This is a genomic window from Pseudomonas sp. GM41(2012), assembly GCF_000282315.2.
GTDB lineage: Bacteria > Pseudomonadota > Gammaproteobacteria > Pseudomonadales > Pseudomonadaceae > Aquipseudomonas.
Genome location: NZ_AKJN02000007.1, coordinates 969,191 through 983,889, shown reverse-complemented (window position 1 = coordinate 983,889; position 14,699 = coordinate 969,191). Strand labels below are relative to the sequence as shown.

The 14,699-nt window shown below is 59.7% G+C and carries 14 protein-coding genes; 3 read left to right on the top strand and 11 right to left on the bottom strand.

Translation table 11 applies throughout. The annotated features are described in order from the left end of the window. Positions 1-73 precede the first annotated feature (73 nt). A complete protein-coding gene (locus PMI27_RS10070) occupies positions 74-1,408 on the bottom strand; it encodes a DEAD/DEAH box helicase (protein ID WP_008149215.1) in 1,335 nt (444 codons plus the stop codon). A gap of 52 nt (positions 1,409-1,460) precedes the next feature. Then, the gene (gene yedA, locus PMI27_RS10075) at positions 1,461-2,387 is read right to left on the bottom strand and encodes a drug/metabolite exporter YedA (RefSeq protein ID WP_008149217.1); all 927 of its coding nucleotides are present in this window, start codon (positions 2,385-2,387) and stop codon (positions 1,461-1,463) included. Positions 2,388-2,550: 163 nt separating this feature from the next. On the opposite strand from yedA, the gene PMI27_RS10080 reads away from it, so the two are divergent. Further along, complete coding sequence (locus PMI27_RS10080; RefSeq protein ID WP_008149219.1) at positions 2,551-3,003, top strand: Lrp/AsnC family transcriptional regulator; 453 nt, start codon at positions 2,551-2,553, stop codon at positions 3,001-3,003. A 118-nt stretch (positions 3,004-3,121) separates the two neighbouring features. On the opposite strand, the gene PMI27_RS10085 is transcribed toward PMI27_RS10080, so the two are convergent. The 3 genes from PMI27_RS10085 to PMI27_RS10095 all read right to left on the bottom strand — a co-directional run bounded on the left by PMI27_RS10085 (position 3,122) and on the right by PMI27_RS10095 (position 5,132). Then, positions 3,122-3,733 (bottom strand): 3'-5' exonuclease, encoded by a 612-nt coding sequence (locus tag PMI27_RS10085; RefSeq protein WP_008149221.1) that lies wholly within the window; start codon positions 3,731-3,733, stop codon positions 3,122-3,124. A 22-nt stretch (positions 3,734-3,755) separates the two neighbouring features. Then, a complete protein-coding gene (locus tag PMI27_RS10090; protein ID WP_008149222.1) occupies positions 3,756-4,235 on the bottom strand; it encodes a LabA-like NYN domain-containing protein in 480 nt (159 codons plus the stop codon). Positions 4,236-4,376: 141 nt separating this feature from the next. Beyond that, entirely contained in the window at positions 4,377-5,132 is a 756-nt protein-coding gene (locus tag PMI27_RS10095; protein WP_008149223.1) for a DUF2076 domain-containing protein, read from the bottom strand. 178 nt (positions 5,133-5,310) lie between these two features. Here PMI27_RS10095 and PMI27_RS10100 point away from each other — a divergent pair, with 178 nt between their 5' ends. Both PMI27_RS10100 and PMI27_RS10105 read left to right on the top strand, forming a co-directional pair. Then, a complete protein-coding gene (locus PMI27_RS10100; protein WP_033053449.1) occupies positions 5,311-5,985 on the top strand; it encodes a YciC family protein in 675 nt (224 codons plus the stop codon). Positions 5,986-6,105: 120 nt separating this feature from the next. Then, positions 6,106-7,185: an endonuclease/exonuclease/phosphatase family protein gene (locus tag PMI27_RS10105; protein ID WP_033053408.1), complete on the top strand. Its 1,080-nt coding sequence runs from the start codon at positions 6,106-6,108 to the stop codon at positions 7,183-7,185. Positions 7,186-7,303: 118 nt separating this feature from the next. Here the strand turns inward: PMI27_RS10105 and PMI27_RS10110 are convergent, their stop codons facing one another. The 6 genes from PMI27_RS10110 to PMI27_RS10135 all read right to left on the bottom strand — a co-directional run bounded on the left by PMI27_RS10110 (position 7,304) and on the right by PMI27_RS10135 (position 14,593). Beyond that, on the bottom strand, positions 7,304-8,140 hold the full coding sequence (locus tag PMI27_RS10110; protein ID WP_008149227.1) for an ABC transporter ATP-binding protein: 837 nt from the start codon (positions 8,138-8,140) through the stop codon (positions 7,304-7,306). Beyond that, a complete protein-coding gene (locus PMI27_RS10115) occupies positions 8,128-8,931 on the bottom strand; it encodes an ABC transporter permease (protein WP_008149230.1) in 804 nt (267 codons plus the stop codon). Before PMI27_RS10115 ends, PMI27_RS10110 begins: the two co-directional genes overlap by 13 nt. A 9-nt stretch (positions 8,932-8,940) precedes the next feature. Continuing rightward, the gene (locus PMI27_RS10120) at positions 8,941-9,927 is read right to left on the bottom strand and encodes an ABC transporter substrate-binding protein (RefSeq protein WP_008149232.1); all 987 of its coding nucleotides are present in this window, start codon (positions 9,925-9,927) and stop codon (positions 8,941-8,943) included. Positions 9,928-10,314: 387 nt separating this feature from the next. After that, a complete protein-coding gene (locus PMI27_RS10125; protein WP_008156893.1) occupies positions 10,315-11,565 on the bottom strand; it encodes an IS256 family transposase in 1,251 nt (416 codons plus the stop codon). Positions 11,566-11,697: 132 nt separating this feature from the next. Beyond that, positions 11,698-13,068, bottom strand: coding sequence for an aspartate aminotransferase family protein (locus tag PMI27_RS10130; RefSeq protein WP_008152892.1), 1,371 nt, complete (start codon positions 13,066-13,068; stop codon positions 11,698-11,700). A gap of 31 nt (positions 13,069-13,099) precedes the next feature. Continuing rightward, a complete protein-coding gene (locus PMI27_RS10135; protein WP_008152890.1) occupies positions 13,100-14,593 on the bottom strand; it encodes an aldehyde dehydrogenase in 1,494 nt (497 codons plus the stop codon). Positions 14,594-14,699: the final 106 nt, after the last annotated feature.

Genomic DNA, 14,699 nt, shown 5'->3' with positions numbered 1-14,699 from the left:
ATTTGTGGACGACACAGATCCAGTGTGGGAGCGGGCTTGCTCGCGAAGGCGGCCTAACAGACGCCGCGTGTATTCAAGGCTTCTTCTTGCGCGGCCCAGTATTAAACACCGGCACCTTGCGCACAGGTTTGATCGAAGGCTCCGGCACCGAAGCATCCCCACTCTCAACCCACTTACCCAGGTTGCGTTTACCGCCACCGGAGGTCTTTGGCTTCTTCGGTTTTTTCGGCTTTTTGACGACCTGACCGCTGGCATCGGTATCCGGCACCCGGTGCTCAGGCTCGAAGTCATGCTCCATCTGGCGAGGCAATGTCTGACGAGTCAACGTCTCGATGGCTGACAGCAGATTCACTTCATCAGCGCAGACCAGCGAAATCGCCTGCCCGGTTGCACCCGCACGACCGGTACGGCCGATCCGGTGGATGTAGTCCTCAGCCACGATCGGCAGGTCGAAGTTGACCACCAATGGCAAATCTTCGATATCCAGACCACGGGCCGCGACGTCGGTGGCCACAAGAATCTGCACTTCACTGGCCTTGAAACGGTCCAGCGCACGCTGACGAGTTGCCTGCGGTTTGTCGCCGTGGATGCCGTCGGCATTGACGCCCAATCCCTGGAGTTTTTCCACCAGCGCGTCCACGCCATTGCGGGTCTTGGCGAACACCAGCACCTGCTTCCACTTGCCCTTGCGCAGTAAGTGGATGAACAGCTCCGGCTTGCGCTTCTTGTCCACCGTCACCACCCATTGCTTGACGGTGTTGGCAGCTACGTTGCGCGGGCTGACTTCGATGCTCAGCGGATCGTTGAGCATTTGCCCGGCCAGCAAGCGGATCGCGTCGGAGAACGTCGCGGAGAACAACAGCGTCTGACGCTGCTTGGGCAGCACGCGGTAAATGTTCCCCAGTTCTTCGGAGAAACCCAGATCAAGCATGCGATCGGCTTCGTCCAGGATCAGGGTTTGCAGCTGATTGAACTTGAGGGCCTTCTGGCGATACAGGTCGAGCAAACGACCCGGCGTCGCCACCAGCACGTCAACACCTTTGCGCAGCTTCATCATTTGCGGGTTGATGCTGACGCCGCCGTACACCGCGTAAGTGCTCAACGGCAGATTCTCGGCGTACTGACGCACGGCCTCGTGAACCTGCTCGGCCAATTCGCGGGTCGGCACCAGAATCAGTGCGCGCACCGAGTTGGACGCCACTTTCGGCCCTTCCATGGCCAGCAATTGCAGGAGCGGCAGCGCGAAGCCGGCGGTCTTGCCTGTCCCGGTCTGGGCGGCGGCCATCAGGTCGCGACCGGCCAGCACCGCCGGAATGGCTTGCGCCTGAACCGGCGTCGGGGTCTGGTAGCCGAGCGTCTCGAGAGAGCGCAGCAAGGGTTCGATCAGGCCAAGGGAGGCGAAAGTCATGGGATTACCGTAGGAAAAATCAGAGCGGGCGTGCAATGGCGCGCAGTTTACCCTAATTCACGCTCGATTCTGTCTGCACCACGGCTACAGGTCGTTCCGGAGCCCGGTGCCACTGCGGCAAACCGATCAACACCACGGCGCTGATAATCACCGCCATGGCCAATGCTTCCTCTATACCGATGGTCTCGCCGACAAACACGATCCCCAGCAACACCGCCACGGCCGGGTTGACGTAGGCATAACTGGTGGCCGCCGCCGGCCGCACGTTTTTCAACAGGTACATGTAAGCGTTGAAAGCGATGATCGAGCCGAAGAAGGTCAGGTAGGCCAGGGCCGCCCAGCCTTCGATCGGCGGCATGGCTTCCAGATGCTCACCGCTCAGCGCACTGCCGATCAGCAGCGCTACACCGCCGACCAACATTTCCACGGCACTGGCCATCGCGCCCTGGGGCAGCGGCAAGTGTTTGCTCCATACCGAACCGAAGGCCCAGGACGCTGCCGCGAATATCAGCAAGGCGGCGCCCAACGGGCTCGATTGCAAGTTGGAGCCGAGATTGAGCATGGCAATGCCGATCAGCCCGAGAACAATCCCCGCCCATTCGAGACGGGTATTACGCGCGCCCCAGAAATATCCGCAGAGCAAGGTAAACAGCGGCACCGTCGCCACCGCCAACGCAGCCACACCCGAGGCGACGCCCATGTGTTCGGCCACGCTCACCCCGCCGTTACCGCACGCCAGCAGCAAAATCCCGATGATCCCGGCGGCTTTCCACTGAGCCCAGGTCGGGGCTGGCGCCCCACGCCAACGCAGGAACGCATACATCAACGTTCCGGCGATCACGAAGCGGATACCAGCGAGCAGCAGCGGCGGCCAGTACTCCACGCCGATGCGAATCACCAGGTAAGTCGAGCCCCAAATCACGTACAACGCGAAAAAGGCAGCGATCAACGGTAAGGGAAAACGACGTAAGCCAGGCATGGGGCAGCTCGTAGGCAAGACAAGTGAACAGCTATTCTAGAAAGGCCAGCGGCTTAAAATAAGTTACAAAACCTGTTTATAGCGCCGGTACACTTTTCAAAACACGGAGATCATCGCTATAAACCGTGTTTTCGAAAGTCAGTCATTTTTCAGGAGTCCGACGATGGACAAATACGACCGCATGCTCCTCAGCGCCCTGTTGGAAAACGGTCGTGCGTCCTACGCCGACCTGGCGCGCAAAGTGAACCTGTCCGCTCCGGCCGTGGCCGAGCGCGTGGCCAAACTCGAAGCCTGCGGGGTGATCACCGGTTATCAGGCGAAAGTCGACATGGCCAAGCTCGGCCTGCCGATCCAGTGCGTGATCGAACTGCGGCTGAACCAGCACGGCAACCAGAAGGCCTACGACGACCTGATCAAAATCCCGCAACTGACCGAATGCCACCGGGTGACGGGTGATCCGTGCGTGATCATGCAAGCGGCGGTGGGTTCGATGCCGGAGCTGGAAGAGTTGATCAACCGGATTGCCAAGTTCGGGTTCAGCAAGACCTCGATTGTGCTATCGAGCGCGATAGAGAAGCGCGTGCCGCTGGGGCAGCTGGAAGGGAATGGTAAATAGTTCTCCTGTAGGAGCTGAGCTTGCTCGCGATGGCGGCGTGTCAGTCACCATCAATGTTGACTGTTAAACCGTCATCGCGAGCAAGCTCAGCTCCTACAGGGAATTTTTGGTGTGTCAGTTAGAACCCACGATGTCGCTTGAGATGCTCATTGATCTTCGCCGCTGGCACTTTTTGCAAGCTCACCAACAGATCATGCGACAACTCGCGCAACCCATGCTTATGCCGCAGTTCTTGTGCCAGATGCGCCGTCAGGTTGGCCGCCATCTCGGCATCGGCCATGGCCCGGTGAGCCTTGCCGGTGTCAGGCAGGTTGGCGAACGTGGTGAGGGTGCCGAGTTTGTGGTTCGGCGCGGCGGGCATCAAACGGCGGGCGAGTAGCAGCGAGCAGGCAAAGTTCTGCAAGCGTGTGCGTTTGATACGCCCCAGCTCAAAGTCCCAGAACTTCTGGTCGAACGCGGCGTTGTGCGCCAGTAGCGGTGTGATGCCGACGAATTCGTTGACTTCGTTCATCACTTGCTCTGCCGATGGCGCGGTGCGCAGCATGGCGTTGCTGATGCCGGTGAGTTGTTCGATGAAGGCCGGGACACGCACGCCGGCGTTCATCAGGCTTTGGTAACGCTCGACGATGCGCCCCTGTTCAAGGATCACCACGGCAATTTCCGTGGCCCGGCAGCTGCTGCTCGGGGAGATCCCGGTGGTTTCAAAGTCGATGACTGCTATGCGTTCCAAACCTGTTTCAACTCCGTAAAAATCAATTCTTGAGCAACAACGCGCCTTCGATCGGCACGTAGCGGCTGGCGGCGCGGATCAGCGAGTTGGCCGTCAAGCCCGGCACGCCGTAGGCCACGGCTTGCACCCCGTGCTTGGTGATGATGCGCTCCAGCAGCATGTCGAAATCACCGTCACCGGAGGCCAGCACCACTTCGTCGACATGATCGGCGGCGTCCATGATGTCGAGGGTGATGCCCACGTCCCAGTCGCCTTTGGCCGAGCCATCGCTGCGCTGGATGTAGGGCTTGAGCTTCACGACGAAGCCGAGGTTGCGCAGGATCTGCTGGAATTGCTGTTGTTTGCTGTCGCCACGATCGATGGCGTAGGCATAGGCCTCGACGATCTCGCCCTGTTTGCTGATATCAGCCCACAGCGCGGCATAGTTGAAATGGCAACCATAGGCCTGACGCACGGTGTAATAGAGGTTCTGGACATCGGCGAACACTGCGATTTTTTTCACCGGTCATCCTCGTTGGCGCGCCGCAGCGCAGGCAGGATCAGGCACCAGGCCCGAAAAGTTGCCCAGTATGCCAGCCTGAAGGATTGTTCCGCGAATAATCGGCCGTGTGGCGAGGGGGCTTGCCCCCTCGCCACAGATGAATCAGACGAAGGAATCGTCGTCGCCGCCGAAGAACGATGAGCTGTCATCGCTGTAGTCGGCGTCGGTAAAGCCGCCCTGATCACTGGAGTTGTCAGCCACGCGCTGATCATCTCTCCAGCCGTTATCGCCGCTCTGATCATTGACCTGAGCCGGTTCTTCCTTGATCACTTCAACCACTTCCGGCTGCTGATTGTGATGAAACAGGCTGCTGATGCCTTGCGCCAGCATCACACCACCGGCCACACCGGCGGCGGTTTTCAGTGCACCACCGAGGAAACCACTGCCGGCAGGCTGTTGCGGGGCGTAATTCTGCTGAGGCGGCGCCGCACCGAAGTTCTGTTGTGGCGGCTGCGAGTTGAACGACGGCCGCGCCGGTTCACGCCAGCCGCCACCGCCCGATGCGGGTGGACTTTGGGTGGGCGCTGGCTGCGGATCACGGGAACCGCCACCGAAAATGCTCGACAGGAAGCCACCGCTGCTCGGTGCTGCAGCAGCCGGCTGCGCCTTGGCCGATTGCAGTTCGGCCTGCAATTGCTGGACTTGCTGGGCGAGCTGCTTGTTCTGTTCGTCGAGGCTTTTGAGGGCGGCCTCTTGCACCAGAATCGCCTGGGTCATGAAATAGCCTGCCGCTGGCTGGCGAGTCAGGTGTTCCTTGATCCGCGCCTCGGCCTGGGCGTCGCGCGGGGCTGAGTCCGTTTCGGCCTGTTGCAGCCGGGAAAACAGTCCATCGATCAGGGTTTGTTCTTCGCTGTTCATGGCGACCTCGTAGATTGCCGGGAATATCGTCACCCTTATCCACTGTGGATAAGGTGCTCATCCGTAATGGAGGCTGATACAGGATGTTTCAATGGTCTTTACCGAACGTTTACGTTTGCGCCCCAAAGCGCTTCATCGGTTAAAGTGGGCCACTGCTTCCAACCTGCGATACCGACTGATGAATTCGTTCGATGTACTGCGTGACTCACTGTATTTCTTCAAGCGCAATCTGGGCCAGATCGTGCGGCTGTGCCTGCCGCTGGTGATTCTGGAGGCGCTGTTGCAACAAGTGGTCGACCACTCCACGGAGCCCGACAGCTTTCCCGGTATCAGCGTGATAGTCGGCTTGTTGATTTACCCGCTGTACACCGCCGCGCTGATCCTGTTTCTCGATGCTCGCAGCCGTGGCGAATCGCCGCGCAACCGTGACCTGCTGTCGAGGTCCGCCTACCTATGGCCGCGTTTTGCCGTGCTGACGGCGCTCAATACGCTGCTGATCCTGATCGGCCTGTCGCTGTATTTCCTGCCGGGCATCTGGCTGATGGTGACCCTCGCGTTTGGCGAGTATTTGCTGGTGCTGCGCGGCATGGCACCGCTGGCGGCAATGAAGGAAAGCCTGCGCCTGACCCGCGGCCATTTCCTGCGCATCCTGGTGTGCATTCTCTGTGTAATGGGCCCGTTGTGGGTGCTCAAGGGCGCGACCCTGGCGGTCTATCCCGAACCGCAGAACCCGGTGATTTCCCTGCTGATCGACAGCGCTCACAGCTTCCTGCAACTGTTCGTCAGCGTGGTGCTGTTCCGCTTGTTCATGCTGATCGACAAGGTGCCCGAGAAAATTGACGGGCCGCTTTGACCGACTGTGGCTACAGGCGTGTGTTTCGGCTAATTGCTGGGCAGGCCGTTTCACTCTTGGGATTAAACCCGACGCTCGGTTATGCTCGGGGTCAACTTTTGTAACGCTATAAGCCGAGCCATGACCCGTCTACTGCGCTACACCCTGCTGGGCCTGTTGACCGTGACCGGCCTGATTGCCTTGCTGATCTACAACCTGACCTGGCGACCCGAAGCCAAGGAAGCCTTACCGGTCAGTTGCAACGCCCAGGCACCGACGCTGGTGCCCGGTCAGGCGCTGAAGGTGATGACCTGGAACGTCCAGTACCTGGCGGGAAAACGCTACGTGTTCTGGAATGACCTGGCGGCCGGCAATGACGAAAAACCCACGCCCGAAGACATGGCTTTCAGCCTCGATGAAGTGGCGCGGGTGATCCGCGACGAGCAACCGGACGTCGTGTTGTTGCAGGAGCTCGATGACGACGCCAAGGCCAGCGATTACCAAAACCAGTTCAAGCTGCTTCAGGAGCGAGTCGCGGACCTGTATCCGTGCAGCGCTCACGCCTTCGACTGGAAAGCCGACTTTGTGCCTGAACCGCACATTTTTGGCAGCGTCGGTCGGCAACTGGCCACCCTCAGCCGCTACCAGATCGAACACGCCGAACGCCTGCAATTACCGGTCGCACCGGCCAATTTCATCACCCGCCAGTTCAAACCGAAAAATGCCTTGTTGGCCACGTATCTGCAGTTGAGCGACGGCGGCCAGATAGCGGTGCTCAACACCCATCTGGACCGCGTCATCCAGCCCGACGAAACGCCGCAGTCTCAGGTGACGGCCATGGTCAAAGTCCTCGACAAATTCGAAAGCCGCGGCACGCCGTGGTTGATCGGTGGGGACTTCAACCTGTTACCGCTGGGGCAATATCGACGCCTGCCCGACGAGCAACGCTCGCCCTACTCCGCCGACAGTGCGCTGCATGCGCTGTGGGACAAATACCCGATGATCCCGACCAACAACGAAGCCAGCGGCATCGACCGGGCACGGTGGTTGACCCATTACCCGAATGATCCGGGCTTGAACGGCCCGGACCGGACTGTCGACTACCTGTTCTACAGTCCGCGGATCAAACGGGTCGAGGCGATGGTGAGACAGGACGATACCTTGCGGATCTCCGATCACTTGCCGGTGATTGCGCGGTTCCTGCTGCCTGCAACTCCTTAACCACTGAAACCTGTAGGAGCTGAGCTTGCTCGCGATGGCGGTGTGTCAGCCAACATCAATGCTGAATGTGCCGGCCTCATCGCGAGCAAGCTCGGCTCCTACAGGGATTGGGTGCAACTCAATGTTCCTCTTCAAGCTCATCATGTAGCAGCCCGAAAATCTTGCGCTTCATGTCGATGAACGAGCGCTCCATGACCATGTCCAGGGTCCGTGGGCGTTCGATCGGCACGTCCAGAATCTGCTTGATCCGCCCAGGCCTGGCGCCCATCACGTAGACCCTGTCGCCCAGCAGAATCGCCTCGTCGATATCGTGGGTCACGAACAACACGGTCTTCTTGCTGTTGCCCCAGACCCGCAACAACAGCTGCTGCATTTGCAGGCGCGTCTGGCTGTCGAGTGCACCGAAGGGCTCGTCCATCAGCAGGATTTGCGGATCGTTGGCCAGCGCCCGAGCAATGGCGACGCGCTGCATCATGCCGCCGGACAGCTGCTTGGCGTAGTTGTCGGCAAACCCGGTCAGGCCCACTTCGTTGACGTAGTAGTCGACGATCTCCTTGCGCTGGGCGGCTGCCATACCGCGACGCTTGAGGCCGAACTCGACGTTCTGGCGCACGGTCAGCCACGGGAACAGCGTATAGCTCTGGAACACCATGCCGCGATCCGCACCCGGCCCTTGAACTTGCTGGCCACCGACGTAGATTTCGCCTTCCGTGGGCTCATTCAAACCCGCCGTGAGATACAGCAGACTCGACTTGCCGCAGCCCGAAGGCCCCACCAGCACGGCGAATTGCTGATCCGGCACTTCGAACGACACCTGATCCAGCGCGGTGAACACGCCACCGTCGGGCTTTTGATAGCGAAGACTGACCTTGTCCACTTGCAGCCGTGGCGCGGCGTGCGCCGGGGCGGCCTGTGGCGTGACGAAACGAGGGTTGACGGCGCTTACTGAGCCCATGCGGCGATCCTCAAACGAAGGAAACGGAACAGTTGATCGGTGACCAGGCCCAGCAGGCCGATGATCGCGATAGCCAGGAAAATCACATCAACCTGAAAGCCGCGCATGGCTTTAAGGCTCAAGTAACCCAGACCGCTGGAAGCCGCGACCAGCTCGGCAACCACCAGATAAGTCCAGGCCCAGCCCATGGTAACGCGCAAGGTGTCGAGCACACCCGGCAACGACGCCGGGGCGATCACATGCAGCACCGCATCGCGGCGGTTCGAACCCAAGGTGTAAGACGCGTTGATCAGGTCCTTGGAGATGCCTTTGGACACGTCCGCGATCATCACCAGTTGCTGGAAAAACACGCCGAAGATGATCACCGAAACCCGCTGCTCCAGACCGATGCCGATCCACAAAATGAACAGCGGCACGAACGAAGTGACCGGCAGGTAGCGGATGAAATTGACCATCGGCTCGAGGAACGCCTGGACGATGCGAAAGCTGCCCATCAACAACCCCAGCGGCACCGCCACCAGCGACGACACGATGAAGCCGACCATGACCACTTCGAGGCTGGCCCACACATGCAGACCGAGCGTGCCGTCGCGGCTCAGGCGCACAGCGGCCTCGACCACCGCGCCCGGTGTCGGCAGGAACATGCCCGGCACCACGCCGCCGTAAGACAATCCGGCCCACAGGCCGACCAACAACACCCAGGCCAGACCGCTCGCGCTCCAGATCACCGACACCGGCAAACCGGTCTTGGGCGTGATGCAGCGGCTCAGCCATGAATTGCGCTTGAACATGCGAACCTCCTAGAGCGGGCTGACGAAGCGGTTGTCGATCAGGTCGTCATTGCTGACGTTGTAGGGTTTACCCTGCAATTCACTGGCGGTCTCGTTGGCCAGTTTGATCAGCGGTTCGCTGTCGCCCGGATTGCCCGGCGAGCCCAGGAGTTTTTCGCTCATGGCCTGATCGTAGAAGCGCACGCCCTGCGCGGCAGCGGCCAGCTCCTTCGGATCGGCCAGGTAACCGCCGACGCCTTTGGCCATGATTTTGTAAGCTTCTTGCGGATGATCCTTGGTGTACTGCACCGCTTTGTACAGACCGGCCACCAACGCCTTGACGTCTTCCGGCTGCTTCTCGATGACCGTGCAGTTGAGCGCGACCACGTCGACAATCACTCCCGGCGTACTGCTGCTGTCGATCAGCACTTTGCCTTGTTGCTTGCTGCGAACCATCGACAGGTGCGGTTCCCAGGTCACGGCGGCGGGCACGCGACCGGCGATGAACGCGGTGGCGGCGTCGTCAGCCGTCATGTTCTGCACGGTGATGTCACTCATTTTCATGCCGTGTTTTTTCAGCAGGTACGACAGCCAGAACTGCGAGGTCGAACCTTCGTTCACCGCCACGGCCTTGCCTTTCAACTCCTGCAAACTCTTGACGTCCTTGCCGACCAAAACACCGTCGCCACCATGGCTGTCATCCAGCGCAGCTACAGCCTTGAAGCAGAATTGCGGACGGTACTTGAGCACTTCGTCGATGGTCGACGCCGAGCCCGACAACTCGCCCGAAGCTTGCGCGGCCATGTACATAGACGCCTCTTCGACGACGGGTAATTCGACGGTCAAACCGTTTTCCTTGAAGTAGCCCAGGCCCTGAGCCAGGTAGAGCGTGCCGTAACCGACCCACGTGGTATGGCCGATAGAAAGGGTGCCGGCCTGGGCGCTGGTAGCGACCGTCGCGGCGATGGCGGTGACCGCCAGTGGATGTGCGAAGCGGGTAAGCAAGGACTTGATCATGGAGCACTCCCAAAGCTGTTGATTTAGTTTTGTCATGGGCAGTACGGCCAGCAGCCTTGGAGAAGTGCTGCCACCTGAGGTCTCTGATGGACCTTTCGGCGAGCAGCGTTTGGCTGACTGGCAAGGTCGATGTTGACCCACGGTGGGGATTAGGAAAATTAGGAAATATGTCGATGGGAGTGATGAAAAAACTGGGTAGCGTGCGCCGTAAAAGGGCGGGATTGGCGGGGGTGCACGGGGTGGGTGCAAAAGGTGAGAGGTGTGTTGAATGGGCGAAAGCTATCGCGGGCAAGCCATGCTCCTACAGGGTTTGTGTCGTGCCTGAAGGAACTGTCAGATTTTTTGTGTGCGGGCCGGTAACGGCCTGCTGTTAGGCAGGCCATGCTTTTACCAGGTCGGCCTGATAAATCGATCTCCGTACAGAATCGCGAATTGATTCATTGCACTTTTCCAGTCATGGGCCGCTGAGCCCCAGTTTGCTGTGATGTTGCGCAGCCCAAGCCAGATCAGTTTTGTCGCCGCATCGTCGGTCGGGAAGTGACCTCGGGTTTTGATGATCTTGCGCAGTTGAGCGTTGATGCTCTCAATGGCGTTGGTCGTGTAGATCACTTTTCGGATCGCTGGCGGGAAAACGAAAAATGGGATCACACGATCCCAAGCGCGGCGCCAAGCAGCCACTACCGTCGGATACTGCTTGCCCCATGGCCCGCTTTCAAACGCATCCAGCGCCTGCTCGGCCGCTTCGGCGGTGACTGCCTGATAGATCGGTTTGAGCGCCTTGGCCAGTTCACGACGCTTATCCCAAGCCGCGTAATCAAGACTGTTGCGGATCAGATGAACAATGCATGTTTGCAGTGTCGTTTCTGGAAAAACGGCGCTGAGAGCTTCTGGCATGCCTTTAAGGCCATCGGTCACAGCAATCAACACGTCTTCGACGCCACGTGTCTTGAGGTCGTTGAACACCTTCATCCAGAATTTGGCACCCTCGGTATTTTCGATCCAAATGCCGAGAATATCGCGTGTTCCGTCAGGCAAAACACCCAGGGCCAAGTAGATCGCCTTATTGCGAACCAGCCCCTCTTCGCGGATTTTGACCCGCAGAGCATCGAAGAAAATAACCGGATACATCGGCTCCAAAGGCCGCTGTTGCCATGCACCGATCTCTGCCATGACCTCATCGGTTACAGAGCTGATGAAGTCGGGAGAAACGTCCGTACCGTACTGCTCGGAAAGAAACGCACGGATCTCTCTGACAGTCATTCCACGGGCATACATGGCGATGATCTTGTCGTCGAATCCGGTGTAACGGCGCTCGTGCTTGGGAATCAGGATGGGAGAAAAACTGCCGTCCCGGTCGCGAGGAATATCCAGTCGGAGCGGGCCATCGCCGGTTAGAACCGTCTTGCCGCTTTTGCCATTGCGCTGGTTGGTTTCATCCTCTGGGCGCTGCGCGCCCGGCGGATAGCCCAAGTGGTGACCGAGTTCAGCATTCAGGGCTCTCTCGATCAAAGCCTTCTTGAACGCCGCAGAGGCGTCCTCAATGGCTTCAGCGGTCATCGGTCCATCAGTGAATTGCTCGAGCAGCTCTTTCGGGATTTTCGGTAGCTCTCGCAACGCGGGTTTCTTCTTGGTTGGCATACATGCACCTCTTACTCATGTTATGCCCGAACACAAAATTTCTGACACCCCCTGCCTGAATTCTGCGACCGACACAAATCCCGTAGGAGCATGGCTTGCCCGCGATAAGGTCCGCAGGACCTTCCGACGATGTCAGAGTCGGCCGTATTCCTGCGCCGTACGATCAACCGCTTTCAGGGTTTTGCCAACCAGTTCATCAACCTCTTCCCGACTGGCAATCAACGCCGGCGCCATGATCATCCGCCCCAACGTCGAGCGAATAATCACCCCCTCTTCAAAGCCAATCGTGCGGCAACGCCAGGCAATGTCGTTCTCATTGGCAAAGCGCTTTCGACTGGTTTTATCCTCAGCCAATTGCAACGCCGCCACCATGCCGACACCCTGAATATCGCCCACCAACGGGTGATTACCGAACACCTCGCGTAAGCACTGTTGCAGGTACGGCCCGATGTCATCCTTGACCCGCGCCACCACCCCTTCATCGCGCAACGCCGTGAGGTTGGCGATGGCCACTGCGGCCGCCACCGGGTGCCCGGAGTAGGTCAAGCCGTGGGCAAACACCCCGCCCTGCTCCACCAGTACCTGAGCCATTTTCTTCGACAGAATCAGACCGCCCATGGGGATGTAACCCGAGGTCAAACCCTTGGCGATCGACAGCGTGTCCGGCTCGAAACCGAAGTGCTCGTGGGCGAACCATTCGCCGGTGCGACCGAAGCCGCCGATCACTTCGTCAGCGCACAACAGCACATCGTACTTGCGGCAGATCCGCTGAATTTCCGGCCAGTAACTCTCGGGTGGAAAGATCATCCCGCCCGCGCCCTGGAACGGTTCGGCGATAAAACCGGCGACCTTGTCCGCGCCGAGCTCGAGAATCTTCGCTTCCAGTTGCTGCGCCGCCCGCAGGCCAAATTCGGCCGGGGTCAGGTTGCCCTCGTGGGCGAAAAAGTACGGCTCATCGATGTGTTCGATGTCGGGAATCATGCCGCCCATTTCGTGCATGAATTTCATGCCACCGAGTGCCGTCGCCGCCAGGGTCGAGCCGTGGTAACCGTTCCAGCGACCGATCATGATTTTCTTCTCGGGCTTGCCGAGAATCGTCCAGTAACGACGCACGGTGCGGATCAGCACCTCGTTGGCCTCGGAGCCGGAGTTGGTGTAGATCGCGTGGCTGTAGTGCCCCGGCAACAGGCTGAACAGCAGCTCCGAAAGCTCGATCACCTGCGGGTGGGTGGTGTGGAAAAACATGTTGTAGTACGGCAACTGCTCCAGCTGCCGAGTCGCCGCAGCCGCCAGATCCTTGCGGCCGTAACCGAGGTTGGTGCACCACAGCCCGGACATGCCGTCGAGGTAACGCCGACCATCGTTGTCCCACAGGTGCAGACGCTCGCCACGAACCATCACCCGGGGTCCTTCATCGTTGAGCGCTTTTTGATCGACGAATGCGTGGATGTGGTGCGCAGCGTCGGCGGCCTGGTAGTCGCGGGTTTCACGTGGTGTGGTCATCGCCAGTTCTCCGTTTTGTTATTAGCGGCTGTTATGAGCGCAGCTGAAACCAGGTGGTCTTCAACTGGGTGTATTTATCGAATGAATGCAGCGACAGGTCGCGGCCGAAACCGGATTGTTTGCCGCCACCGAAAGGCACGGTCACATCCAGCGCATCGACGCTGTTGACCGACACCGTGCCGGCTCGCAATTGCCGCGCCACGCGATGGGCGCGGTTGAGGTCGTCGGTCCACAGCGACGCGGCCAAACCGTAGACGCTGTCGTTGGCCAGTTGCAAGGCGTGAGCCTCATCATCGAACGCCGTGACCGCCAGCACCGGGCCAAACACTTCATCGCGAAACAGCGGCATGTCCGGGCTCACGCCAGTGAAAATCGTCGGCTGAATGAAGTTGTCGGAGCCGTTGAAAATCGACTGTCGCCCGCCACACACCTTGGCCGCGCCTTGGCTCTCGGCGTTTTGGATGAACTTCATGATGCGTGCGGTTTGACGGCTATCGACGATGGCTCCGGCGCTACTCGACGGGTCCAATGGATCACCCGGTTGCCAACGTTCGGCCTGCACTTTGAGACGCTCGACGAACTCATCGTGGATCGAACGTTCCACCAGCAACCGTGAGTTGGCCGAGCAGACTTCCCCCTGATTGAAGAAGATCCCGAACGCGGCTTTCTCTGCAGCGAGGTCGAGGTCCTGACAATCGGCAAACACCAGATTGGCGCTCTTGCCGCCGCACTCCAGCCACACCTGTTTCAGGTTCGATTGCGCCGAGTACTGCATGAAATATTTGCCGACTTCGGTGGAGCCAGTGAACACCAGACAATCGACATCCGGGTGCAAACCGAGGGCTTTGCCGGTCTGTTCGCCGAGCCCCGGCAGCACGTTCAACACACCGGCTGGCAGGCCGGCTTCCAGCGCCAGCTCGGCCAGACGCAGGGCGGAAAACGGTGACTGCTCGGCGGGTTTGAGGATCACCGAATTACCCGCCGCCAACGCCGGTGCGAGTTTCCACGCGGCCATGTCCAGCGGGAAATTCCAGGGCACCACGGCAGCGACCACGCCAAGCGCTTCGCGGGTGATGGTCGCCAGCACGTTCTGCGCGCTGGGGGCGATCTGGTCGTAGAGTTTGTCGAGGCTTTCGGCGTACCAGCGAAACACCCCGGCGGCGCCCGGCACGTCGATGTTGTAGGCGTCCATCACCGGTTTGCCCATGTTCAGCGAATCGAGCAGCGCCAGTTCTTCGCGATGGGTCATGATCAGATCGGCCAGGCGCAACAGCACTTGCTTACGCTCACTCGGCGAACGCGCCGACCAGGTGCCGGCCTCGAACACTTGCCGTGCATTGCGCACCGCGGCGTCCACATCTTCTTCGCCGCACGCGGCCACGTTGGCCAGGCACTCACCGGTGGCGGGGTTGATCGCGGCGAAGGTCTGCCCCGACTGCGCCGCACGGGGTTTGCCGTCGATCACGGCTTGATCGGGAAACTGCAGCGCAGCGGCTTTGTTTTGCCAGAATGTAAGCTCGAACACGTTCAGATGCTCCATGGGCTTTCTTGTGGATTGGATGGTGGCCCAGGCCTGTGTCGAGGAAAAATAGTAAAAATGTCTTCGCAGACCATGAAAAAACTGGGCAGCC